Source organism: Candidatus Eisenbacteria bacterium (assembly GCA_005893305.1).
Classification (GTDB): domain Bacteria; phylum Eisenbacteria; class RBG-16-71-46; order SZUA-252; family SZUA-252; genus WS-9.
On the sequence record VBOZ01000033.1, the window covers coordinates 17,683 to 41,572 of the forward strand.

The window sequence follows — 23,890 nt, forward strand, 5'->3', positions numbered from 1 at the left end:
TCCATTCAAGGGCTTCCGCATCGCTAATTTCCAACCTGAGCCTAGACCGTCCGCGCCGGGCGGGCAATAACGCCGATATTACAATCCGGTTACGAGCGGAGATGGGGGCCATCGGGCGAAATCTCAAACCAGAACGAGCTGCCCTCTCCCACCTTACTGTCGACGCCCACGCGCCCCCCGTGCAGCTGAATCGCGTGTTTCACGATCGCGAGCCCCAGGCCCGTCCCCCCCAGGGCCCGCGACCGCCCTTGGTCGACCCGGTAAAAGCGTTCGAAAAGCCGCGGCAGATGCTCGGGCTCGATGCCCCTGCCGGTGTCGGAGACGCTCACCCGAATCGCCGACGAGGTCCGTTCCACGCGGAGCGTGACCACGCCCGTGTCGGTGTACTTGACCGCATTGTCGAGGAGGTTCCGAAGCGCGACCTCGATCCGCTTGCGATCGACCCGGGCGCGGATCCCGGGGCGGGCCTCCACCTCCAGCCTGAGCCCACGCCGTGCCGCCAAATCCTCGAACGTCGACGCGATGTCCCGGACGATCGCCGAGGCATCCCAGTCCTTGAGGTCGAGCGGCGCGTCGGGGCGCTCGAGGTCGGCCAGCTGGAGGAGATCCTCCACCAAGGCCTCGAGCCGCTCGGCTTGGGTGCGGATCGTCTCGACGAACCGCGCCCGATTCGGCTCGTCCTCGAGCCCGCCCGAGAGCAGCGTCTCGGCGTAACCGCGAATCGAGGTCAGCGGCGTTTTCAGCTCGTGGGAGACGTTGGCCACGAACTCCCTTCTTAGATTCGCCATCAGCCGTTCCGGTCTCAAGTCCTCGATCGAGAGAAGCCACGCCCGCGGACCTCCCTCTCCCCGGACCGGCACGACGGAGACCTCGTACTCGCTCCGTTCTTCGACGTAAATCGAGATCTCCCGGATGACCCCTGAGCCCGACCGGATCGCTTCCTCGGCCACCTCCTCCAGCACGGGCTGCCGCGCGGCGGCGAGGCGGGGCCCCCCCGTGGGACGCTCGATTCCGACGATCGACCAGAATCGAGGGTTCGCGTGATGGATCGTCAGATCGCTCGAAAGGAGCGCGATCCCCTGCCTCAAATTGCCCAGCACCGCTTCACCCGCGTCCCGCTCGCGCCTGAGCTCTTCGAGCTTCTCCTCGAAGCGCGCCGCGACCGCGTTCAGGCTTCGGCCCAAGGCGGCCAGCTCGTCGTGCGAATCGACGGGGACGCGCACGCCGGGTTCGCCTAGTCCCAGGGCATCCGCGGAGGCGCGGAGCGACTCGAGCCGATGATCCACTTGTCTGAGGAGGAGGTAGGAGCCAAAGGCGACCGGGACTAGAAGCACTGCGAGGACGACCCACATGTAGATGTTGAATTCCGCCGAGCGGTTCTCCAGAACGAAGCCGGCGATGAGGAGGGAGCTGGCGACGAGGACCAAGAAGGAGCCGAAGAGCCGGCCGGAAAACGAGGTCACGGCCACACACTACCACCAACGGCGCGCTCCGGTCCCTGCTCGGGCTCGGAGGGCCGATCAGGCCTTGGGAATCTCCGCGGAGTAGCCGACGCCGGTCACGGTGCGGATCAGCTTGGAGTCCTTCCCCAGCTTGGAGCGGAGGCGGCGGACGTGGACGTCGACGGTCCGCGTCTCGCCGAAATAGCCTAGCCCCCAGACTTTGTCGAGAAGCTGCTCCCTCGAGAAGACGCGCCCGGGGCGCTGAAGCAGGTACTCGAGCAGCCGGAACTCAGTCGGCGTGAGGTGAATCTCACGCGAGTGGAGCAGGACCTGGTGCCGCTCCCGGTCGAGCTGGAACGGCCCGATCTTGGTGGGCGCCGCGGCCTCGTCTCCGCGCGTGCGGCGAAGGATCGCCCCGACGCGGGCGACCAACTCTTTGGGTGAGAACGGTTTTGTCAGGTAATCGTCGGCGCCGCGCTCGAATCCCACGAGCTTGTCCATCTCGGTGCCCCGTGCCGTGAGGATGAGCACGGGGAGCGAGCGCGTGCGGGGTTCGGACCGGATCGCCTGGAGCACCTCGAGGCCGCTCAGCTTGGGCAGGAGGAGGTCCAGGATCAGGAGGTCGGGCGGGGACTTGAAGACCCGGTCCAGGCCCGATTCCCCCTCGCGCTCGGAGAGGACGCGGTAGCCCTCCCGGGCAAGGTTGTAGGTCACGAGCTCGCAGATCTCGGGCTCGTCGTCCACGACCAGGATGGTGGAGCGCGCGGTCTTGGTCACCTTGGCCCGGAACGATACGACGGGGCGGTCTTCTTTGGCGAGGTCCGTGGGTGCCACGGCCGAAGCGTGGGGGCGGGAGGTTACCGGATCGCGTCGGCGGGGTTTCAACCTTGTTACGGCGGGGCCCCCGGTTCCCGGCATTCTCGCTTGCGGCATTGACTTCCTGGGTACCGTTCGGTAGCCTCCCGGGTCTCTGTCCACGTGGCAACATGCGCGCAGGCTTCGGGGATCGCGGTGACCCAGACCGATCAGAGAAAATTCTTCGGCACGATAATCGGGGTGGCCGTCTGCCTTTACACGCTGTGGCCGACGTTCCAGTTCTATACCTTGAGCCCCGAGAAGCGCCAGGAAGTGCTCCGCGCCCGGCCCGCGGACGCGAGGGACGAGGGCGAGCGGACGCGCCTCGAGAAGCTGGCCAAGCTGCGCGAGAAGGCGATCAAGCTTGGCCTCGATCTCCAGGGCGGGATGTATCTCCTGCTCGAGGTCGACAAGTCCAAGCTGGGCCCGGCGGAAGCGAAGAACGCCGTCGACCAGGCGATGCAGATCATCCGGAATCGAATCGACCAGTTCGGTGTCGCCGAGCCTTCGATTCAGAAGCAGGGCGACAACCGGATTCTGATCCAGCTCCCCGGGCTTCTGGACCGGGAGCGCGCGAAGGAGCTGATCGGTCAGACGGCCCTCCTCGAGTTCAAGCTCGTCAAGACGGACGAGGAGACGCGCGCCATCCTCGACAGGATCGACTCCTACTTCGCGAGAAAGAAACTGGGCGTCGTACCCGACACGACCGCGCCCGACTCCCTCCGCCACCCGCTCACGTCGCATTTCCTGTTCGTCGGCCAGCGCTCCGAGAGCTTCGCCTTGAGCTCGGAGGTCGCCGCGATCGACTCGATGCTCTCGGCGCTGCGCGCGGACTCGACGTTCGCGCTCGACGCCACGCTCGCGTGGGACGCGCATGAGACCGACATCCAGGGCCGGACGGGCCGCGTCCTCTACGTGTTGACAAAGGAGCCGCTCATGCGGGGCTCCGAGGTGGCCAGCGCCCAGATGCGCCTCGATCTCGATCAGGAGCGGCCCGGGGCTCCGGGCGTCTCCTTCACGCTGACCAGCCGCGGCGGAGCCATCTTTGCCGACATCACCGGCGCCAACGTCGGCCGCCGGCTCGCGATCGTGCTCGACGGCAGAATCCAATCCGCCCCGAACATCCAGGAGCGCATCCCGCGCGGCCAGGGCTCGATCACGGGCTCCTTCACCGAGGAGGAGGGGCAGAATCTGGCGATCGTGCTCCGGTCGGGCGCGCTTCCGGCTCCGGTCAACATCGTGGAAGAGCGGACCGTGGGCCCCTCGCTGGGCCAGGATTCGATCCAGAAGGGCCTGCACGCCGGGGCGATCGGCACCCTTCTGGTGGTGCTCTTCATGATCGTCTACTACCGCCTGTCCGGCGTCGTCGCGGTCGTCACACTCCTCCTCAACATCATCGCCCTGCTCGCGGCCATGGCAGGGTTCCACGCGACGCTGACGCTCCCGGGCATCGCGGGGATCGTCCTCACGGTAGGCATGGCGGTCGACGCCAACGTGCTCATTTTCGAGCGCATCCGCGAGGAGCTTCGCAACAAGAGGACCGTACTGGCCGCGATCGACACCGGCTATTCGAGGGCGTTCCGGACGATCGTCGACGCCCACGTGACGACGCTCCTCTCGGCGGTCGCGCTCATGTGGTTCGGGACGGGGCCCGTGCGTGGCTTTGCCGTCACGCTTTCGATCGGCCTCATCATCAACATGATCACCGCCGTGGGCGTTTCCAAGATGATCTTCGACGCTTGGTCGCTGCGGCGGAAGGTCAGCTCCATCAGCATCTAGAGGGAACCGGTGTTTCAGCTCCTACATGGAACCAACGTCGACTGGATGCGCCGGAGGCACATCGCCTACTGGTTCTCCGGGCTCTGCGTGCTCGCGTCGCTCGTTTCACTGATCCTCCACGGAGGACCTCGGTACGGCGTCGACTTCACGGGAGGGACGCTGCTCGAGATCCGGGTCACTCCCCCTCCGCCGGTCGAGACGATCCGCGAGGCGGTCGACAAGGCCGGCTTCCTGGGGAGCGAGATCCAGCGGCTGGACAAGCCGGGGCAATTTCTGATCCGGCTCGGGGCGCATCAGGACGCGAAGAACTCGGCGTCCGGGATCCGGACCGCGATTCAGGCCGCGCACCCCGCCTCGACGTTCGAGCTGCTCCGCGTCGAGTCGGTGGGGCCGCGGGTCGGGGGAGAGCTTCGCGGCGCCGCGCTCAAGTCCATCTTCCTGGCCCTGGGGCTGATCCTCGTCTACGTCGCGATCCGGTATGATTGGCGCTATTCCATGGGCGCCGTGGTCGCGCTGTTCCACGATGTCTTCATCGCGCTCGGGGCTCTTTCGATCACCAATCGCGAGGTCACGCTCACCGTCGTGGCCGCGCTGCTCACCATCGCGGGTTTTTCGATCAACGACACCATCGTAGTATTCGACCGGATCCGGGAGCGGAAGCAAACGTTGAGGCGGGAGCCGGCGGAGAAGGTGATGAACATCGCGGTCAACGAGACGCTCAGCCGGACGATCATCACCTCCTTCACCGTCTTCCTCACCGTGCTTTCCCTCTTCCTGCTCGGCGGGGAAGTGATCCACGACTTCTCCTTCGCGATGCTCGTAGGCGTCGTCTTCGGGACCTACTCCTCCGTGTACGTGGCGAGCGGGCTCGCGCTCGATACGCAGCTCTACCTCGAACGCCTGGCGTCGCGCCGCAAGCAGTAACGCCGCGGCGCCCTCGGCTCGGGCGGCGCGGAGCTTCCGGCGCGCCGGCGCGCGGAGCGGGAGGTAATATCGTGCGTACCGTTCGCATCTCGATCATCGCGATCGCGATCCTCGTGCTCCTCGGGACGGGATCTCTTTGGACGCAGCTCGCCCGGGCCGAGACCGTGGCCCAGGCGGCCACCGCGCTCCAGCCGCCGACACCTGCGTCCGACCTCGGCGAGACCTCCGCGATCCATCTCTACGCCGGCGTCGAGGAGGCGTGGGCGGCGTCCGACGCGGACCGGCTCGCTGGACTCGTGGACACGACGGTCGTGCGGATCGCCCTGAAGCCGGGATCACCCCCGACCTCCGCGGTCACGCGCACCGCGGCCGCGTTTCTCTTTCAGGACCAGCTTCGGCTTGTCTCCACCCGGTCGTTCCGGATCGTCCGGGTCGATGCGACGAAGAAGGGAAAGGCGAGCGCGGAAGCCGAGTGGCTGGGCGATTGGGGCGGGCGCCAGGGCGTCCGGCAGGTCAAAGTCGTTCTCGCCGCCGAAAAGTCCGGGAACCGCTGGCTTCTGACCGAGGTTCGAGCAAACGACTGACACCCGTCTCCTGCCTTCGAGCGTCCATCGTGTCTGATCCCCGATCCGTTCACGTCACCGCCGACGTCCTGTACGCGTCGGATCTCCACGGCCAGCGAAGCCTCTATCTCGATTTCTTCGAGATGGCGTGGCGCACGCGCGCGCGCGCCGCGATTCTGGGGGGCGATCTCGCGCCCCACACGGACGTGACGGCCCAGCGGAAGTTCTACTCCGAATTCTTCCTGCCGCTCGTTCGGGAATACCTGGGCAAGCCCGGCTCCGCCGATCTCTACTACATCGCCGGGAACGACGACTGGAAGGCCTCCCTCACGGTCGTCGAGGAGGCGGGGATCGACCGGCTCCGCTACATCCACGGCCGCTCGATCGAGTTTCTGGAAGGGACGTGGATCGCCGGGCTCGCCTCGGTCCCGATCACGCCGTTCGGAATGAAGGACTGGGATCGCTGGGAAGAGGGGCTCTCGCCCGCCGCGCGCATGGAAGGATTCCGGAGCGAGCCCGAGGGAGGGCTCCGCGCCTTCACCTTCAAAGGCCGCGAGAGGCAGGAGTCGCTGGCCGCGGACCTCGAGGCGTTGGAGCGTACGCTTCCACCGGAGGGGACTCCGGTGATCTGCGTCTTCCACTGCCCGCCGTATGGAACCGCCCTCGACCAGATCGCGCGCGGCGTTCACGTCGGATCGCGGGAGACGCGGCGATTCCTGGAGCGGCGCCATCCTCTGCTCGGTCTTCACGGCCACATTCACGAGTCGCCCGCGGTCTCGGGGCGTTTCGTGGACCGCGTGGGGCCGACCATCTGCGTCAACGCGGGGCAGAAGATGGGGAGCGCGCTCCACGCGGCCTGGTTTCGCCTGGACGACCTCGAGGGAACGCTGGAGCACTCCCTTTTGGGCATGGCGACCTCCGCTAAATAGCGGCGGGGCTTCCCTCCGAACCGCGCTCCCCGCTTCGGAACCTCCCCTTCGTGCCGATAGTTATGCGATGTGGGAGGCTGCGGGCCCCGCTCCCCCTCTGGTATCCTTAATAGGATTTCCATCGATGACGCCACCTACCCCGGTCGAGGTGCTCCCCGGTGTCCCATAATGCGTTGATAACTATGAAGGTTAGGGTCTTCCTGAGCGCGCTCCTTGCGGGCCTGGTTGGGGCATTGGCCGCGCCCGGCCCGACCCCCGCGACGGCCCAGCCGGCCCCTGGCTTCGTGGAGCGCGCGGCCAGGCCGGTAGCGCGCGCCGGATTCGGCGAGCGCGCCGGAGGGTTCACGATCGCCCGGCTCAAGTACACGGGCGGCGGCGATTGGTACTCCGACGAGACGTCGCTCGTGAACCTCATTCGCACGCTACGCGCGCGGGGCGAGGTGCGCGTGGGGCAGGAGAAGGAGGCGGTCGTCACCGCCGCCGATCCGGACCTCTGGAACTACCCGATGCTCTTCGTCACCGGGCACGGAAACGTGAAGCTGAGCGAGGAGGAGACGCGCTCGCTTCGCCGGTACCTGGACCAGGGCGGCCTTCTCTGGGCGGACGACAATTTCGGAATGGACAAGTCGTTCCGCGAGCTCATGCGCCGCGTCTATCCCGAAACCCCCCTCGTCGAGCTGCCGTTCACGCATCCCCTCTTCCACTATCCGAACTCGTTTCCGAACGGCGCGCCCAAGATCCACGAGCACGACGGGGGCCCCGCGCGCGTCTTCGCCATTCTCCGGAACGGCCGCGTCGCGGTGATCTACACGTTCGACTGCGACATCGGGAACGGCATCGAGGACGAGGGAATCCACGACGATCCGCCGGCGAAGCGGGAACAAGCCATGCGATTCGCGGTGAACGTCGCGACATACGCGGTGACGAATTGATCCGCGCGAACGGTAGCGCGGGGGACCGCCCGTGAAGCCCGCCTATGAAGCCCTCCTCGGGCGCCTCAAGAGCGCCCGCCGGATCCTCCTCTGGCGCGCGATCGAGCGCGCGGGGCTCGCCGCGATCGTGGGACTGCTCGCGATCGCGTTCCTGGCCCTGGTCGTGGCGCTCTTGGCGCCGCTTTACCGCGCGGAATACTCCGTGCTGCGCTTGGCGCTCCTCGGCGCCGCGGCCGTCTTCTTTTTCACAGCGGTCGCCCGGGTGCTCGCCTCGGAGGCGGCGCTCTCCGACGCCGCGCTGGCCGCGGGGAAGCTCGACGGGGACCGCGAGGACGAGCTCCTGTCCGCGCTCGAGCTTTCCCGTGACGATCCGGAACGGGGCGCCTGGACCTCGGGCGCGCTCCGCGAGGCCGCCGTGGAAGCCGCGGCCGCGCGCGCGGGCGGGATCGAGCTGGGTAGGCTCAAGCGCTGGGAGAAGCGCGGCCGGTGGCTGGGCGCGGCGGGCGTGGCGCTCCTTCTGATCGGCATCGCGAGCGTCGTGGGCGGCGCCAAGACCCCGCTCGTGCTCCAGCGCATCTCCGATCCGAGGCGAGCGCCGAAGGCGCCGATCCGAATCCGCGTCGAGCCCGGCACGCGGGACGTCGAGGGGGGAGAGTCCGTGGCGCTCCGCGCCTACGTCGCCGGCTCGGGGCGCAGGCCGGAGCTTCTGACGCGCGGACCGGCCGGCTGGCGCGAAAGCAATTTCGGAAACGCCGATGGAGCCGAGGGCGCCCGGCGGGGCGAGCGCGCCTATTCGCTCGTGCTTCGCAATCTGAACGAGGACGTCGTCTACCGCGTGCGCGTCGCCGACCAGGAGACCCCGACCTACGCGCTCAACGTGCGCGATCTGCCGCGCGCGACCGGATACCGGATCCTCTACGAATATCCCGCCTACACGGGGCTCAAGCCCGAGGTCAGCCAGGCCATCACCGGGGATCTCGCGGCGCCGCGCGGGACGCGAGCGATCCTCGAGGTCTCGGTCAACCGCGCGGTCGCGAAGGCGACGGCGCGCTTCGAGGCAGCGGGCCAGGAGCTCCCGGGCCAACCCGGCGAGCGGAGCGCGCGGTTCTCGGTTCCGATACGCGCCGACGATCGCTACTCGATCCGCTTGGAGGACCAGCGGGGACGCCGCTCCGACCTTGGGCCGTTCGACCTGCGGGCGATCCCCGACCGGCCTCCGACCGTGACCGTGCTCGCGCCGGGCCCCGTGGAGGACGTGGCGCGGGACATGACCACGGTCGTCCTCGCGGGCGCGACCGACGATCACGGCGTGAGAAAGATCCTGCTTCGCTACCGAGTGCGCCAGGAGCCCGAGCGCGTGGAGGTCCTCCACGAGGAGAAGGAGGGCGCCCGCGAGCTGGCCATCCGCTACACGTGGTCGCTCGGCGGCTATTCCCTCTTGCCGGGCGAGGAGGTCGAGTATCAGCTCGGCGCGGTGGATGGAGACGCGATCGACGGGCCCCAGACCACCTGGTCCGACGAGCGCAGACTCCGCTTCCCGTCGGCGACCGAGATCCTCGCCTCGATGGCGGATGAGCGCGACGAGTCGATCGAGACCTTGCAGGACGCGCTCAAGGGAGCCCGCGAGCTACAGCAGAAGTCGGACGAGCTTTCCCGCGACGTCGGGCGCTCTCGCGAGCTGAGCTGGGAGCAGCGCCAGGAGATCCAGAAGACGGCCGAAGGGCAGGAGCGGCTGCGCGAGCAGATCGACAAGGTCGCCCAGAAGCTCTCGCAGGACGCGGAGAAGCTCTCCCAGTCGCGCGCCTTGAACGCGGAGCTGGTGCAGAAGATTCAGGAGCTCCAGCAGCTCTTGAGCCAGATCAAGGACCAGAACCTCCTCCGGTCGATGCAGCGGCTCCAGGAGGCCATGAAGAAGATCTCGCCTCAGGAGATGGAGCGCGCCCTCCAGAATTTCAAGCTCTCCCAGGAAGAGGCGATGAAGAATCTCGAGCGGACCATCGAGATGCTCAAGCAGATCCGCACGGAGGAGATGCTCGAGGCGGCCTCGGAGCGCGCGGCGGAGATGGAGCGCCGCCAGCTCGCGGTCAACGATTCCCTCTCGCGGGCGGGGCAAAAGGACGAGGTCAGCAAGCTCGCGGGAAGCGAGCATGAGATCGCCAAGATGGCGGACGAGGAGCGCGCCGCGCTCGATTCGCTCACATCGGAGCTCAAACCGCTCGACTCGGAGACGGCCGAGGAGTCGAGCCGCCTGAGCCAGAAGCTGGGGCCGCAGGGGATGCAGCCCCAATTCCAGCGCACGCGCGAGAAGATGGAGAGCGGGGAGCAGCAGGCGTCGCAGGATCAGGCGAAGGATCTGGCCCAGAATCTTCAAGAGCTTCGCAAGAGCGTCGACAAGATGCGCGAGGAGTTCGCCGCGAAGCGGAAGAACGAGATCGCGAAGAAGATGGAGCAGTCCGCGCAGGACCTCCTCGACATCGCCTCGATCCAGGAAGATATGCTGGGAGACGAGTCGAGCTCGCTGTCGAAGCGGGCCGAGACCCAGAAGGGGCTCCAGGAGTCGACCGAGGGGGCGACGAATCGGGTCGCCGAGGTCGCGAAGCAGACGCTCTTCATCACGCCCGACATCGCCCAATCGCTGGGGCGGGCGCTGTCGAATCAATCGAACGCGGTCGGCCGCTACTCGAATCAGGACCTCGCGGGCGGAATCACGGGAAGCAAGGAGGCCACGATCGCGCTGAGTCAAGCGGCCGGCGGGCTTCTGCGCCAGAAGGAATCGATGCAGGGCTCCAAATCCTCCACCGGCATGCAGGAGGCGATGGAGAAGCTGCAGAGCTTGGCGGGGCAGCAGGAGGGGCTGAACGAGGAATCGATGGGGATGATGCCGAGCCAGGGAGAAGGCCAACAGGGGAACAGCGGCCGCCTGCGCGAGGGGATGGGGAATGCCTTGGGCCGCATGGCCGCGGAGCAGGAGGCGATCCGCCAGGGCCTCGAGGAGGCGACGCAGAAGCTCGGCCAGAACGGAGGAACGCTCGGCAAGCTGGGCGACGTGTCGGAGGACATGAAGAAGGTGGAGCAGAACTTTCGCTCGGGCCGCCTCGATCAGGACACCGTCGACCGCCAGCAGCGGATCTTGAGCCGGCTCCTCGACGCGCCGCGGAGCGTCGAGAAGCGGGACTATTCGCGGCGGCGCGTTTCACGGCCCGGAGTCGACGTCGTGCGCTCCTCCCCGGGCGCCCTCTCGGGCGACCTCTTGAAATCCCGCCCGTCGCTCGCCGCCTTGCTCGCGCGCGGCAGCCGGGATCCGATCGCGCCGCGCTACCGCGCGACGGTCGATGAATATTTCCAATCGATTCTCGAAGGGAAAGCCCGATGAGGCGGATCCGGATCGCTTCCCTAGCGGTTCTACTCCTCGGCGTGTGCGGCGCTTGGCGCGCGGCCGGGGCGGCGACGCAGCCTCCTCCTCAGGAGAAGGAGAAGGAGAAGGAGGCGACCGACGTCTACCGCGCGATCGTTCGCGCCGCGGAGGTCCGCTCCCCGAGCGACACGCTCGGGAACGGCGTCTACACTGCCGCCAAGGAGGCCTTCTATGCCGGGAAGTTCGACGAGGCGATCGCGCACGCCGGGGAATTCACCAAGGCGTACCTGCGAAATCTCAACATGAACGACGCCCTCGAGCTGGTGCTCCTCATGCGCGGGTTCCGCGACTTCCAGGACGAGCCCCTGCGCGGCTACGCGAAGGTCTTGGCGCTCCGCGAAGGGGGGCGTCCCGATTCGGCGTCGGCCGTGGCCGCGCGGACGCTCGAGCGCTGGCCCGGCGCGAGCATCCGCTATCACCTCCACTACCAGATGGCCGAGCTGGCCCGAGATCGCGGCGACCACGCCGCGGCGGTGACGCACGCGATGGCGGTCGCCGACTCCTCGTCGAAGAGCCGGCTCGCGCCCGCCGCGCTCAAGCTGGCAGGCGACGAGACGATCGCGCTGGGCGAGGGGCGGGATCGCGCGCTCAAGCTCTATCAGGAGCTGCTCGAGCGCTTCCCCGATTCTCCGCTCGCGCCGGGCGTGCGCTCGCAGGTGATCGAGATGCGAAAGGGGATGCAGCTGTGAGGAATCGCGCCCGCGGGCCTCTTCTCTCGGTGCTCGCGCTCCTGGTCGCCCTGTCGCCCGGGATCGCGTGGGCCAAGGTCCTGGTTCCGATGGACGAGACCCAGACCGACCATCTCCGGGCCTACGGCCTCATGTACTGGGCCCTGGCGCGGGGGCTCCACGGCGAATGGCTGCTCAACTACCGCGGCGGATCGTTCCTTCTGCCCGACGACCCGGCCGTCGCGGGCGAGGCGGTGATCCGGGGCGTGTCGGTCCAGTCGATCCCCGAAAGCGCGGTCGCGCAGATTTACGCGGAGATCGCCGACAACAACATGGAGGTCATGAAGCTCGAGACGGCGCCGCGCATCGCGGTCTACGTCCCTCCCAGCGCGCCGCCCTGGGACGACGCGGTCCAGCTCGCCCTCGACTACGCGCAGATCCCGTACACGAAGCTCTGGGACGCCGAGGTTCTGGACGGCAAGCTCTCCGAGTACGACTGGATTCATCTGCATCACGAGGATTTCACCGGGCAGTACGGGAAGTTCTTCGCGGCCTTCGCGGCGACCGACTGGTACCGCCGCCAGGTGGCCGAGAACGAGGCGATGGCGAAACGGTACGGGTTCGCCAAGGTCTCGGAGATGAAGAAGGCCGTGGCGCGGGCGATCAAGCTCTACGTGGCGCAGGGCGGATTTCTGTTCGCGATGTGCTCGGCCACCGATACGTTCGACATCGCGCTCGCCGCCGAGCGGGTCGACATCGTCGGCCCCGAGTACGATCACGATCCGGCCGACCCCGACGCGGACGCGAAGCTCGATTTTTCGAAGACCCTGGCCTTCCGGGATTTCGAGCTGGAGGAGAACCCGCTCGTCTACGAGTTCTCGAACATCGATACGACCAATCGCGCATCCTTGCGCGGCCAGCGGAACGACTACTTCACGCTGTTCGATTTCTCGGCGAAGCAGGATCCGGTGCCGTCGATGCTCGTGCAGGACCACGTGGCCAACGTCCCCGGTTTCATGGGGCAGACGACCGGCTTCGAGAAGCGGCTTCTGAAGCCGGGGGTCACCGTGCTCGCCGAGACTCCCGGTGCCGACGACGCGAAGTACATCCACGGCCACTTCGGGCAGGGGACGTTCACGTTCTACGGTGGGCATGACCCCGAGGATTACCAGCACGCCGTCGGCGATCCCCCGACCGATCTCGCGCTCCATAAGCACTCCCCCGGCTACCGGCTGATCCTGAACAACGTCCTCTTCCCGGCCGCCGAGAAGAAGGAAAAGAAGACGTAGGCGGCACCGCAGTCCCGGCTTGAGCGGGGCGGGCCCGGGGGGCTACACTGGCCGCCATGCTGACGCTTGCCGACGTATGGCGCCCGGCACCGGCGGAACCAAGGGCCGCCGGACCCCGCGCCCTCTCACTCGCCTTCGACCTCGCGCTCACGCTCGTGGGAAGCGCCTTGATCGCGCTCTCGGCCCGAATCGCGATCCCGCTTCCGTTCTCCCCGGTGCCCGTAACAGGCCAGACCTTCGCGGTGCTCTTGGTCGGCGCCGCGCTCGGCCGCTGGCGGGGCGCCGCGGCCGTGATCGCCTACCTCGCCGAGGGTGCCGCCGGTATCCCCGTTTTCGCGGGCCTCAACGCGGGGCCCGCCGTTCTGGTCGGTCCGACGGGCGGCTACCTCTTCGGATTCATCCCGGGCGCATGGCTCTGCGGCCTCCTTGCCGAGCGCGGCTGGGATCGCCGGGCCGGAACCACGATCCTCTCCATGATCCTGGGAAACGTCGCGATCTTCGCGGTCGCGCTCCCATGGCTCGCGCGCTGCGTGGGCTCTTCGAACGTGTGGGCGATGGGATTTTGGCCGTTCGTGCCCGGTGACGTCGTGAAGATCGGTCTGGCCGCAGCCGCGCTTCCGCTCGCGTGGAAGTGGCTCGGCCGGGGGGCCGGCCGATAACGCCTTACTACGATCCGGCCGAGGACTACGCCACCGCGGTGCTCGTCACCGGGGCGACGGGCGCGATCGGCCGCGCGGTCTGCCGCGAGCTGGTCACGCACGGGTACCGGGTCCTGGGCCTCGCGCGAAACGCCGAGGCGAAGGCGCGTCTCGAATACGGCGTCGTCGCCGTGGCCGGCGACATTCGCGATCCCGCTCCGTGGGAATCGGCGATCGAGCGGTCGGACGTCGTGATTCACCTGGCGGTGCCTGCGGACATCGGCCAGGGGAAAGAGGAGCGCGAGGACGCCGAGCGCGACGCCGAGGAGCTCGCCGCGGTCCTCGACCGGCTCTGCGTGTTCGTGCGCCGCCACAAAAAGCGTCTCGTGAATACCTTCGGATCACTCCTCCACGAGCCTGGCCCCGACGGCTGGGTCCGCGACTCCTCGCCGATGTCCTCAGGGCGCGGCTTCGGGATCCGCCACCGCAAGACCTACCCCGTGTTCGCCAGACACCGGAAAAAGGGCCTCCGCGCGATCAGCGTGAACCCGACGTTCATCTACGGGTCGGGCGGATGGTTCGAGCACGGTGTGCTCGAGCCGATGAGCCGCGGGCAGTCGAGCTTCATTGGCGACGGGACCCAGACGATGCACTACGTCGCGGCGAGCGATGCCGCGGTCGGCTACCGCCTGGCGATCGAGAAAGGGCTCGACGGCGACGACTACCTCCTCGCCGACGACCGTCCCTCGACGCTCGGCGAGTTCACGCGGCTCGTCGCGAAGGAGATGCGCGCCCCCGAGCCCGTTTCCTTGCCCGAGGAGACGGTGATCCCGATCCTCGGCGCGTGGAAGGTGGACGCCTATACTTTCTGCCCGAAAGTCGACTCATCCAAAGCCCGGGATGTCCTGGGTTGGAGACCTGTCTACCGCACGATCGAGGCCGGAGTTCCGGTCGTCGTCCGTGAATGGAAGCGGTCTCGAACCGCGGCCGCGTAGCGGGCGCCGCTTAGCCGGGTACCCTTGAAAAACCCCTTCCTGATCGGCGAGGGAATCTACCTCCGTCCCCTGGAGCGGGAGGACGCGGCGATCTTCGTCCCGTGGGTCAACGATCCGGAGATCACGCGAAACCTCATCCTCTACCGCCCGATGAACCGCGACATCGAGGAGGAGTTCATCGCGCGCGCCTCCAAGGAACAGGGCGGGATGGTCTTCGGCATCGCGCTCAAGAAGGACGACCGTCTGATCGGCAACACGGCGTTCCACGCGGTCCACGGGAAGGACCGGCACGCCGGATTCGGGATCCTGATCGGCGACAAGACGGAGTGGGATCGCGGTTATGGGACCGAAGCGACGGCGCTCATGGTCGAGTACGGCTTCACGACCCTCAACCTGAACCGCATCTGGCTCCACGTCTACGAATACAACGCGAGAGGGCGGCGGGCCTACGAGAAGGTCGGGTTCCGCCTCGAGGGAACCTTGCGAAAGCACTGCTTCCGCGAGGGAAAGTACTGGGACGTGATCGTCATGGGGCTGCTGCGCGAGGAGTGGAGTCAGGCGCGACCCGCCGCCCCCTCCCGCAAGCGACCCGGCTCCAGATCGCGATCCGGTAAGTAACCTCTCGCGAAGTACGCCTCTTGTGACGATGAACTGTATAATTGGGGTTCGTTGTCGGCCGTTTCGTCTTCCTCGACCTTTTTGGGATCCACATGCTTTGGCTGGTCCTGGTCCTGATTGCGCTGGCTCTCGTCTTCGCCGTCCCGCCACTCCGGGTGAGAACGGTGACTCGCTGGCTCATGCCCATGGTCGCGGGGGCCCTGCCCCGGATGGGCGAGACCGAGCGGATCGCGCTTGAAGCGGGCACCGTCTGGTGGGAGGCAGAGCTCTTCTCGGGGCGCCCGCGGTGGCGGAAGCTGCTCGATTTTCGCCCCAAGGCGCTGACCGAGAGGGAGCGAGCGTTTCTCGACGGTCCGGTCAACGAGCTCTGCGCGATGGTCAAGGATTGGGACGTGATCCGCGGAGGCGACTTGTCGCCTCAGGCGTGGGAGTTCCTCAAGAAGCAGCGGTTCTTCGGCATGATCATTCCGGAAGAGTTCGGCGGCCTCGGCTTTTCTGCCGCGGCGCATTCGGCGGTGATCGCGAAGCTCTCCAGCCGGAGCGTCACGGCGGCCGTCACCGCGATGGTGCCCAACTCGCTCGGGCCCGCCGAGCTGCTCCTCCGGTACGGGACCGACGCGCAGAAGCGTCACTATCTGCCGCGACTCGCTTCGGGAGACGAGATTCCGTGCTTCGCCCTCACCGAGCCCGAGGCGGGCAGCGACGCCACGGCGCTCCAGAGCACGGGAATCGTCTGCCGCGGAACCTACGAAGGGCGCGAGGTCCTCGGCATGCGCCTTCACTGGAGCAAGCGGTACATCACGCTCGCCCCGGTCGCCACGGTCCTCGGTCTCGCCTTTCGGCTCCACGATCCCGATCGCCTGTTGGGAGGAAGCGAGGATCTGGGAATCACGTGCGCTCTCCTTCCCACGCACCTGCCCGGAATCCGGATCGGGGAGCGCCACGATCCGCTCGGCGTGCCGTTCCAGAACGGTCCCACCCACGGAGAGAACGTGTTCGCGCCGCTCGATTTCATCATCGGCGGCTCCGCGATGGCCGGCAAAGGATGGCGGATGCTCATGGACTGCCTGGCCGCGGGCCGCGGCATCTCCCTCCCCTCCCTCGCGGTCGGTGCATCGGAGCTGGCGGCGCGCACCACGAGCGACTACGCGAGCGTGAGGGAGCAGTTCGGTCTCCCGATCGGGCGCTTCGAGGGGATCGAAGAGCCGCTCGCGCGGATCGGGGGGCAGACCTACATGATGGACGCCGCGCGCAAGCTCACGCTCGGCGCGATCGACTCGGAGCAGAAGCCGGCCGTCGTCTCGGCGATCGTGAAGCGGTACCTGACCGAAGGCATGCGCTCCGTCGTGAACGACGCGATGGACATTCAGGCGGGCGCGGCCGTCTGCCGCGGTCCGCGGAACATCCTCGCGGCGGCCTACGCTTCGGTCCCGGTCGGGATCACCGTCGAAGGGGCGAACATCCTCACGCGCACGCTCATTATTTACGGGCAGGGGGCGATCCGCTGCCACCCCTTCGTCCAGGAGGAGATGCGCGCGATCGCGGCTCGGGATCTCGCCGCGTTCGATCGCGCCTTCTTCGGACATCTGGGGCACGTCCTGGGCACCGCGATCCGCGCCAAGTGGCTCGCGTGGACCGGGAGCCTGTTCGCGCCGCACCCGGTGAGCGGCCCGGCCGGCCCGCTCTTCGCGAAGCTCTCGCGGTACAGCGCCGCCTTCGCGCTCATCTCCGACGCCGCCATGGCCACGCTCGGCGGAACGCTCAAGCGTCGCGAGCGATTGAGCGGGCGCCTCGCGGACGCCCTCGCGTGGATGTACCTCGGGTCCGCGGCGCTCAAGCGATTCGTGGACGACGGCCAGCCCGCGCGGGACCTTCCCTTCGCGCGGTGGTCCGCGGCGCACGCGCTCTACGAGATCGAGACCGCCCTCCGCGGCGTTCTCGACAACTTCCCGAATCGTCCCGCCGCGTGGATCCTGCGACTCATGCTGTTTCCGCCGGGCTCCAGGCGGCGCGGGCCAAACGATCGCTTGAGCGCGGCGGTCGCGCATAGCCTGCTCACCGACCGGGACGCGGTCGAGCGTTTGACCGCGGACATCTTCTTTCCGCCGCCGGAAGAGGAAGGGCTGGGAAGGCTCGAGGCGGCCTACCGGAAGGTCGCGGCCGCCGCCTCCATCGAGCGGAAGGTCAAGCAGGCGATTCGCGCGAAGACCATCGCGGAGGTGGAAGGCGACGCGCTCTACGACGCCGCGCTGCGCGCGGGGGTGATCACGGAAGCCGAGCGCTGCCATGCGCGCGAGGCGGCCGCGGCACGACGCGACGCGATCCAGGTCGATGCCTTCGACGCCGCGGAGTACCGGGGCCTTCGTCGGTAGCCGGGTCACTTCTCGCGCGTCAGCCCGTCCCCCGCGCCAACCAGACTCACGCTCTACTTTCCCCGCGCCAGCCGCTCCCGCGCCATCTTGAGCCCCAGAACCGCCCCCTCGTTTCCCGCGGCCTTGGCGCGCCGGGCGGCATCGTCCAGAAGCGCCGCCGCGCGATCCCGATCCGGGACGATCGACGCCGCCAGATCGGCGGCGACATCCGGGGACCACGCCATTTCGTGCTCCGAGGTGGCTCCCGCGAGGAGGTCGAACGGGGCGCGGTGCTCCAGCCACCCGTTGTCGTCCGTGTTGATCGGTCCCGGCCCGGCCTCCGCCGCGACGCGGTCGAGCCGGCCGCGGTAGTAGCGCAGCAGGTCGGCCAGCGACTCCACGCCCACCCGGGCGAAGTCCCGCGCTACCTCCGGGCGCGCCCATGCTTCCGCCAGGCGATCGAGATCGAGAGGGACATCCCGGTCGGGCGAGGCGAGGATGATGAGATCGGCGGATTTGTCGACGAAGAAGAGCTGGCCGTGGGGAAAGGGGACCGCGAGGGTGCGGAAGATGGTCCGGAGCGTCGCGGGCGAAGTCTGGTAGCACTGCACCCACTGGCAGAAGATTCCCCCGGGCCGGAGCTTCGAGGCGGCGGTACGGTAGAAATCCCGTGTGAAGAGGTCCGCCATCCCCGCGATCCAGAGGTTCGACGGCTCCGAGATGATCACGTCGTACGCGCGCCGCGTGGAGCGGAGGTAGGTGCCCGCGTCCTCGATCAGGAGACGGCTCCTCGGGTCCGCCAACGGTTCCCCCGCGTCCGCCCGGAACTGGGGCGCGGCCTCGATCACCGCGTCCTCCAGCTCGATCGTCAGCACTTCGTGAACCGGATGCGTGAGCACGGCGTGGGTCGTGACCCCGCTCCCGTAGCCCACCACGCAGACGTCCTTTCCGTCGTCCCGCAACATCAATAACGGGAGCTGGCCGACGAGCACCTGCTGCGCCATGTCTTCCCCGACCCCGGTCGTGGCGTCCGTCTTGCCGTTGATGAGGAGCGCGCGCCGTCCGCCGCTCTCGATGACGGTGACCGCGGCGGCCCGCCCCTCCTTATAGAAGAGGAGGCGCTCGAGCTTCGTGGATCTCCCGATCGCGTCGATCGTCCGGTGCGTCAGCGACTCGCCCCCGTACCAGTGCGACCTCAGGAGTCGAATCAAGCCCAGGCTCATCCGCTCCGCGTCCCACGTCGGCATCGCCAGCGCCGCGAACGCCACGGCGGACGCCGCGAGCACGGCCGCGGCGGATCGTCGGAGAATCGGACGGCCCTCGCCGGCCAGGAGTGCCGCGATCCCGATCGCGGCGTTGAGCCCCGCCGCGAGGAGGATCGACCGAAGGGTCCCGATCCACGGGATCAGGAGGAACGCGGTGAGGAGCGAGCCCGCGATCGACCCGATCGTGTTCGCCGCGTAGATCGTGCCGACCGATGCCCCGGCTTCGCGGCGCTTGAGCTGGTAGACCGCGACCGCCGTCGGGAAGAGAGCGCCGAGCGCGAGCGAAGCCGGGAGGATGATCCGCGCGGCGATCCCCACCTCGCCCAGAAGAAGCCTCCACGTGCTCCCCATCGACGCCGCGATCGCGGTCGCTTCCCAGTGCGGGATGCGCTCGAAGAGGCGGCTGCCCAACGCGACCGCGGCCGCCAAGATCCCCTGGAGCACTCCAAACAGCGCGACGGGCGCCTTGACGTGCCGGAGAAGCCGCGCGGCCGCGGAGGCGCCCAGCGCGATGCCGACCAGGTAGATCGCGAGGATCGCCGAGAATGCGTAGACCATCCCGCCGAATGGAACGGCGAGGATGCGCGTCCAGGCGACCTCGTAGAGGATCGCGGTGAATCCGGAAATCGCGAAGATGGGGAGGATCCACCCCGCGAACGCGGGCGCCTGGTGCGGGGCGCCCAAAGATTTCGGCCCCCGTGCGTCCGGCGCGGGCTCCGCGGCGACTCCCTCCCCCGCCGCGGCGACGGGCGCCGGAGGGCGGGCGAGGAGGATCGCGAGCACGACCGCCAGATCGATGCCGGCGGCGAGGGCCGCCGTCTTCCACAAACCCAGCGCGGGGATCGCGAGAAAGCCCGCGGCCGCCACGCCCGCGACCGCGCCCGCCGTGTTCACGGCGTAGAGGCGGGCCACGGCCGGCGACGAGCCCTTCGCGTCGCGGCGCGAGAAATCGGAGACAAGAAGCGGCAAGCTCGCGCCCATCGCGATGGTGGGCACGAGGAGCGCCGCGAAGAGGACCAGGAAACGGAGGAACAGGAACGCCGCGCCGTGCCCGAGGAAGAGGGCGTTCAACGAAGCGAAGATGGGACGGGCGGCAAGATAGGCGACCGGGCTCAAGAGCCCCATCACCGCCACGATCAGCTCAAGCCGCGCGTAGAGGAGGAGCGGCTCCCTCGTGCGCGCGGCAAGGCGCCCGCCCAGCGAGGCGCCGATCCCGAGTCCTCCGAGGAACGCCGCAACGACGGTGGAGACGCCGTAGATCGAGTTCCCGAGGAGGAAGGAAAGGTACTTTGACCAGACGACTTCCAGGATCAAACCCGCCGCCCCGGAGGCGAAGAAGCAGCCGTAAAGAAGCGGCCGCCGGGTTTGGACCCCTGCGGGTCCCCTGCCTTTCGACTCCGATGCCCTCCCCATCGCTTGTGCCGGTAACGGCTTGCGGTTCCGCCTGGTACGGGGCATCGGATTATGCTATACTACTGGCGTTGTGGTGTGGGCCGGGAACGAGCCCAGCACCATTCGCGGATCGGAGCATTCCCCAGCTTTATCAGACAACGTGCGGAGACCCGCGCCCATTACCGCTCATCCCGATCCCAGACTGCGGTCCTCGGGCCTTCCCCGGCTCGCCTCGGCCGCGGTTCTTTGCCTCTCCGTAGGCGTCCTAGCCTTGGCCGTCTCCGCGTCGGCAGCCCCGCTCGCGGGCGGCGCTACCCAGAAGACAGACCAGCCGGCGCCCGGCGTCTACCGCACCGAGGCCACGGGTGAGACGCCCACCGGCCGTGTTTCCCGATCGTCCCGCCGCCCGCATTTCCCGCCGCCCCCGGTCGATGAGGTCTACGTCTTCCAAGACAGCCTCGACGGCCACCCTCTCGACGACGAAGGAGGGTGGACGCACTACGACAACTCGGGGGGGCCGACCGCCTGGCACATCGATACCGTCCTGGGGTGCTCGGGGCACTCGTGGTGGTGCGGCATGGTGGACTCTTCCTGGATCTACGATTCGAACCGGGCCGGATACGACAACAGCTGGACCCAGTATCTAGGGAACTCGGTCAACCTCGCCGGCGTCCCGGCGGGCACGCCCGTCACGATCTCGTTCACCTACAAGATCAAGGCCGAGCCGAATTTCGATTTCGGCCGCGTCCAGGTTCAGGATCAGGTGGAGGACTGGGTCGGGCTCGGCGCAGGCTCCACCTTCACGGGGGAAATGCCGGTCGGCGGAAGCTGCGGCTTCTTCTCGGCCGTGATCCCCGAATCGACCTGGATCGCTTGGAACAACGGACCGAACGGCCCAAAGCCGATGCCGTTCCGCTTCTCGTTCACCAGCGACATCGCATACTCGTCCGCGGACGGCCAATACCAAGGCGACGGATTTGTCATCGACAACGTCCAGATCACCGCCGGCGCCACGGTCAAGTTCTTCGATGACATGGAGAGCGGGATGGGAGCGTGGACCCGGACGACGCTCCCGCCGGTCGGGGACTATTACAACCTCGCCAACAACGTCATCACCGAGGATCTCTGCACCGACAATCGGACGAACCTCTAGGTCGCTTGGGATCCGGTCGTCTTCTCGCTCGTGCCGCGGCTGGACGACCGGCTTCTCACGCCCCCTGTCTTCGTAAACCGGTCCTCCGAGGTCCTGGTCGCGTTCGACGTCTACCGGAATCTCCCGCTCGAGGATTGCTTCTACTACAGCGTCAATTACCGATACAAGAACGCCGGGGCGGTCTGGGGTCTATGGAGGGACCCGACCGGGCTCCTCTACTACGGGTCGAGCAAGGATTGGATTCGCCAAAAGATCATCCTGCCGGAAGCGGCGGGCAAGGATACCGTCCAGGTCATGTTCATCGTGAAGGACTACGGGCAGATCTACTGCGGCGGCCCGGTCACGGCCTCGAACGTCTATCCGCTCTTCGACAACGTCGCGATCGGAATCAAGCAGGTCGCGCCGCCGATCTTCATCCAGCGGGATCTCGACCTCTTCAACGATACGTTCCGGACGACGCCGTTCTTCGGCAATGACAATTTCAACACCCCTCTCGGCGACAGCGCGGTGGTACAGGTCACCACGAGCCGCGGCTACAAGAACGGCTTCATGTATTACCGCTTCAACAACGGCTCGTGGAACTCCGTGGCGCTTCAGCAGTCGGCTCCATCGTTACCGACCTATCGCTACGGCGACGTTCCGCCTATCGCATACGCCGCCGGGACGAATCTCCAGTACTACTTCGCCGTCACCGACAGCGCCGACTCGGTCGGGTATCTGCCGAAGAGCGCACCGTCGACCCAGACATACTTCTCGGCCTCGATCCTCCCGTTGAAGACGGCCACCAATCCGGCTCTGGGCTGCACCGACAGCCTCGCGCAGATTCTCTTCGTCAACAATAACTACGGACGCGAGACGGAATCGTCCCTGGGGAAGGCCATGACCGCGCAGGGATACAAGTTCGACGTCTGGGACGTGAACGGACCGACCACCGGGGCCGGCAACACCCCCGGTGGCTCCCCCACGAACGATCAGTTCTATCACTGGCCCGGCGCGACCACGAACGACCTGCTTCGCTATTCGACGATCGTCTGGCACGCGGGCAGCCTGAGTCAGTACACCCTCCGCCAACCGGATGAGGCGCTGCTCGAATCGTGGATCCAGCAGCCGGGGAAGAACCGGAACCTCTACATCGTGGGCGACAACGTCGCTTGGGAGCTCATCGTGAAGGGCGAGGACTACAACAGCTTCCTCGACTTCACCATGGGAGCCCGGTATCTCAGGAACCTCTGGGAGAATACCCCTCAGGACACGCTTCGCCCGGTGGTCACGGGGTACGCGGGCACTCCGACGGCCGGGCGGCTCATGCACGCGAACTCGGATTGCCCGTTCATCGAGGACTTCGATCTCCTCACGACCTCGTCGGGAGCGCCGTCCCGAGGGAAGTCGGGCAACTTCCTGAAATTTCCAAACAATTTCCCCGCCGCCACGCGCTTCGCGACGAAGTACGTCTCGTTCGGAACGGATAGCGCGCGGAGCGTTCTGCAATCGTTCAACTTCAACAACATCGAGGAATTCGGAGAGCGGGTGAGCCTGATCAAGAACGTCCTGACGGATTACTTCCAGGTGCCCGCCTGCTACTACCCGACCGCGGTCGAGGAAGACCCCACGTCGAGAGCGCCCGCGTTGCCGAGCAGGCTCTTCCAGAACGCGCCGAACCCCTTCAATCCGGAGACCATGATTCGCTACTCCCTCACGAACGCTGGCTGGGCGACGATTCGGGTCTACGGGGTGGGTGGGGCTCTCGTCCGGACTCTCGTCGACCGACACCACGCGGCGGGCATCTACACGGTGCGCTGGGACGGCAAGGACGACCAGGGTCGGAGGCTCTCGAGCGGCGTCTACTTCTACAAGCTGGAGACCGCCTGGGGAACGAACGACGCGAAGAAGCTGCTGATGTTGAAGTAGGAGTCTTTCCTACTTTTGCAGGGCACGCCCGCCTCGCGCGGGCGTTTTTGTTCCCCGGCCTGTTCCCGCCCGCGCGGGCCAAACCGTCAACACTTGATGACAAAATTGGGCCCACTCCGACCCAATCGGGACACTGCTGCCCGGGATCGACAGCCGACCTGGCTCGACTTCGGGGGCCGCGTCAAGGCCAGCGTCTTGGCGGAAAGTCGCGGTATGACAATCGGTTACCTGCCGATCGCCTCCAAAATTGCCCCGGGTGGCACGGCCTTTGTTTATCTACCCGGCTGGAATCCGGGGTAGCACGTCCCGGGTGGGGGTAGCCGAAAAAGTGGGGAGTCACATCAAGAAGGAGGTGCCCATGGATCGCAGAGATGTTCGACGCGCGGCGATGCCGTTTCACATTCTCACGCGCGTCGCGAGTGCAGTGCTCTTGTTGATCGTGGTGCAGCCGAAGGCCGCGAGGGCGCTTGAGATCGTCCCGTCGGTCGGAATCACGCGATCGGTCGAGAGCGACGAAGTGACGAAGCAGGTGGGTTTGGCGCTGCGGAGCAACGTGGTTCCGCACGTGCTCAAGGCCGAGTTCGGCGGATCGTACCGGTCCGAGAAACGGGACGCGGGCGCGGTCGAAGCAAAGATGTGGCCCGTGACCGCGTCGCTCTGGCTCACGCCGATCCCGGTTATCTATGCGGGCGCCGGCGTCGGTTGGTATCACACGACGCTCCAGTACCGGCCGTCTCTGGCGCTGGAGGATCAGACCAGCCAGGACTTCGGCGT

17 protein-coding genes are annotated in these 23,890 nt (G+C 67.3%); 13 read left to right on the forward strand and 4 right to left on the reverse strand.

Features of this window, described 5'->3' with window-relative positions:
• Positions 1-89: 89 nt before the first annotated feature.
• Entirely contained in the window at positions 90-1,463 is a 1,374-nt protein-coding gene (locus tag E6K79_10590) for a HAMP domain-containing protein (GenBank protein ID TMQ63087.1), read from the reverse strand.
• A 57-nt stretch (positions 1,464-1,520) separates the two neighbouring features.
• Positions 1,521-2,360, reverse strand: coding sequence for a response regulator (locus E6K79_10595; GenBank protein ID TMQ63186.1), 840 nt, complete (start codon positions 2,358-2,360; stop codon positions 1,521-1,523).
• A 93-nt stretch (positions 2,361-2,453) separates the two neighbouring features.
• Between E6K79_10595 and secD the strand changes: the two genes are divergently transcribed.
• From secD to E6K79_10650, 11 genes are all read left to right on the forward strand, one after another.
• Positions 2,454-4,076, forward strand: coding sequence for a protein translocase subunit SecD (gene secD / locus E6K79_10600; protein ID TMQ63088.1), 1,623 nt, complete (start codon positions 2,454-2,456; stop codon positions 4,074-4,076).
• A gap of 9 nt (positions 4,077-4,085) precedes the next feature.
• A complete protein-coding gene (secF, locus tag E6K79_10605) occupies positions 4,086-5,000 on the forward strand; it encodes a protein translocase subunit SecF (GenBank protein ID TMQ63089.1) in 915 nt (304 codons plus the stop codon).
• Between the two features lie 130 nt (positions 5,001-5,130).
• Entirely contained in the window at positions 5,131-6,492 is a 1,362-nt protein-coding gene (locus E6K79_10610; protein ID TMQ63090.1) for a hypothetical protein, read from the forward strand.
• 182 nt (positions 6,493-6,674) lie between these two features.
• Positions 6,675-7,424, forward strand: a complete 750-nt coding sequence (locus E6K79_10615) for a DUF4159 domain-containing protein (protein ID TMQ63091.1) — start codon at positions 6,675-6,677, stop codon at positions 7,422-7,424.
• 31 nt (positions 7,425-7,455) lie between these two features.
• On the forward strand, positions 7,456-10,797 hold the full coding sequence (locus E6K79_10620; GenBank protein ID TMQ63092.1) for a hypothetical protein: 3,342 nt from the start codon (positions 7,456-7,458) through the stop codon (positions 10,795-10,797).
• A complete protein-coding gene (locus E6K79_10625) occupies positions 10,794-11,528 on the forward strand; it encodes a tetratricopeptide repeat protein (GenBank protein TMQ63093.1) in 735 nt (244 codons plus the stop codon). The genes E6K79_10620 and E6K79_10625 overlap by 4 nt, the downstream gene beginning before the upstream one ends.
• Positions 11,525-12,796 (forward strand): asparagine synthetase B, encoded by a 1,272-nt coding sequence (locus E6K79_10630; GenBank protein ID TMQ63094.1) that lies wholly within the window; start codon positions 11,525-11,527, stop codon positions 12,794-12,796. The genes E6K79_10625 and E6K79_10630 overlap by 4 nt, the downstream gene beginning before the upstream one ends.
• A 56-nt stretch (positions 12,797-12,852) precedes the next feature.
• Entirely contained in the window at positions 12,853-13,455 is a 603-nt protein-coding gene (locus E6K79_10635; GenBank protein TMQ63095.1) for a biotin transporter BioY, read from the forward strand.
• A complete protein-coding gene (locus tag E6K79_10640) occupies positions 13,422-14,429 on the forward strand; it encodes an SDR family NAD(P)-dependent oxidoreductase (protein TMQ63096.1) in 1,008 nt (335 codons plus the stop codon). Before E6K79_10635 ends, E6K79_10640 begins: the two co-directional genes overlap by 34 nt.
• 24 nt (positions 14,430-14,453) lie before the next feature.
• The gene (locus tag E6K79_10645; protein ID TMQ63097.1) at positions 14,454-15,047 is read left to right on the forward strand and encodes a GNAT family N-acetyltransferase; all 594 of its coding nucleotides are present in this window, start codon (positions 14,454-14,456) and stop codon (positions 15,045-15,047) included.
• A 92-nt stretch (positions 15,048-15,139) separates the two neighbouring features.
• Positions 15,140-17,419, forward strand: a complete 2,280-nt coding sequence (locus E6K79_10650; protein ID TMQ63098.1) for an acyl-CoA dehydrogenase — start codon at positions 15,140-15,142, stop codon at positions 17,417-17,419.
• Between the two features lie 53 nt (positions 17,420-17,472).
• Here the strand turns inward: E6K79_10650 and E6K79_10655 are convergent, their stop codons facing one another.
• Positions 17,473-19,977, reverse strand: a complete 2,505-nt coding sequence (locus E6K79_10655) for a hypothetical protein (GenBank protein TMQ63099.1) — start codon at positions 19,975-19,977, stop codon at positions 17,473-17,475.
• 349 nt (positions 19,978-20,326) lie between these two features.
• On the opposite strand from E6K79_10655, the gene E6K79_10660 reads away from it, so the two are divergent.
• Together E6K79_10660 and E6K79_10665 are read left to right on the forward strand one after the other, a co-directional pair.
• Positions 20,327-21,208, forward strand: coding sequence for a hypothetical protein (locus tag E6K79_10660; protein ID TMQ63100.1), 882 nt, complete (start codon positions 20,327-20,329; stop codon positions 21,206-21,208).
• Between the two features lie 30 nt (positions 21,209-21,238).
• Complete coding sequence (locus E6K79_10665; protein ID TMQ63101.1) at positions 21,239-23,116, forward strand: hypothetical protein; 1,878 nt, start codon at positions 21,239-21,241, stop codon at positions 23,114-23,116.
• Positions 23,117-23,512: 396 nt separating this feature from the next.
• Here E6K79_10665 and E6K79_10670 read toward each other — a convergent pair whose 3' ends face one another.
• Positions 23,513-23,782, reverse strand: coding sequence for a hypothetical protein (locus E6K79_10670; GenBank protein ID TMQ63102.1), 270 nt, complete (start codon positions 23,780-23,782; stop codon positions 23,513-23,515).
• Positions 23,783-23,890: the final 108 nt, after the last annotated feature.

What these genes read in the sequence shown, in the direction of transcription:
- E6K79_10595 (TMQ63186.1), bottom strand. Translation starts at nt 2,360, where the DNA reads ATGCCGGGAACCGGGGGCCCCGCCGTAACAAGGTTGAAACCCCGCCGA.
- E6K79_10615 (TMQ63091.1), top strand. Translation starts at nt 6,675, where the DNA reads ATGAAGGTTAGGGTCTTCCTGAGCGCGCTCCTTGCGGGCCTGGTTGGG.
- E6K79_10625 (TMQ63093.1), top strand. Translation starts at nt 10,794, where the DNA reads ATGAGGCGGATCCGGATCGCTTCCCTAGCGGTTCTACTCCTCGGCGTG.
- E6K79_10635 (TMQ63095.1), top strand. Translation starts at nt 12,853, where the DNA reads ATGCTGACGCTTGCCGACGTATGGCGCCCGGCACCGGCGGAACCAAGG.
- E6K79_10650 (TMQ63098.1), top strand. Translation starts at nt 15,140, where the DNA reads ATGCTTTGGCTGGTCCTGGTCCTGATTGCGCTGGCTCTCGTCTTCGCC.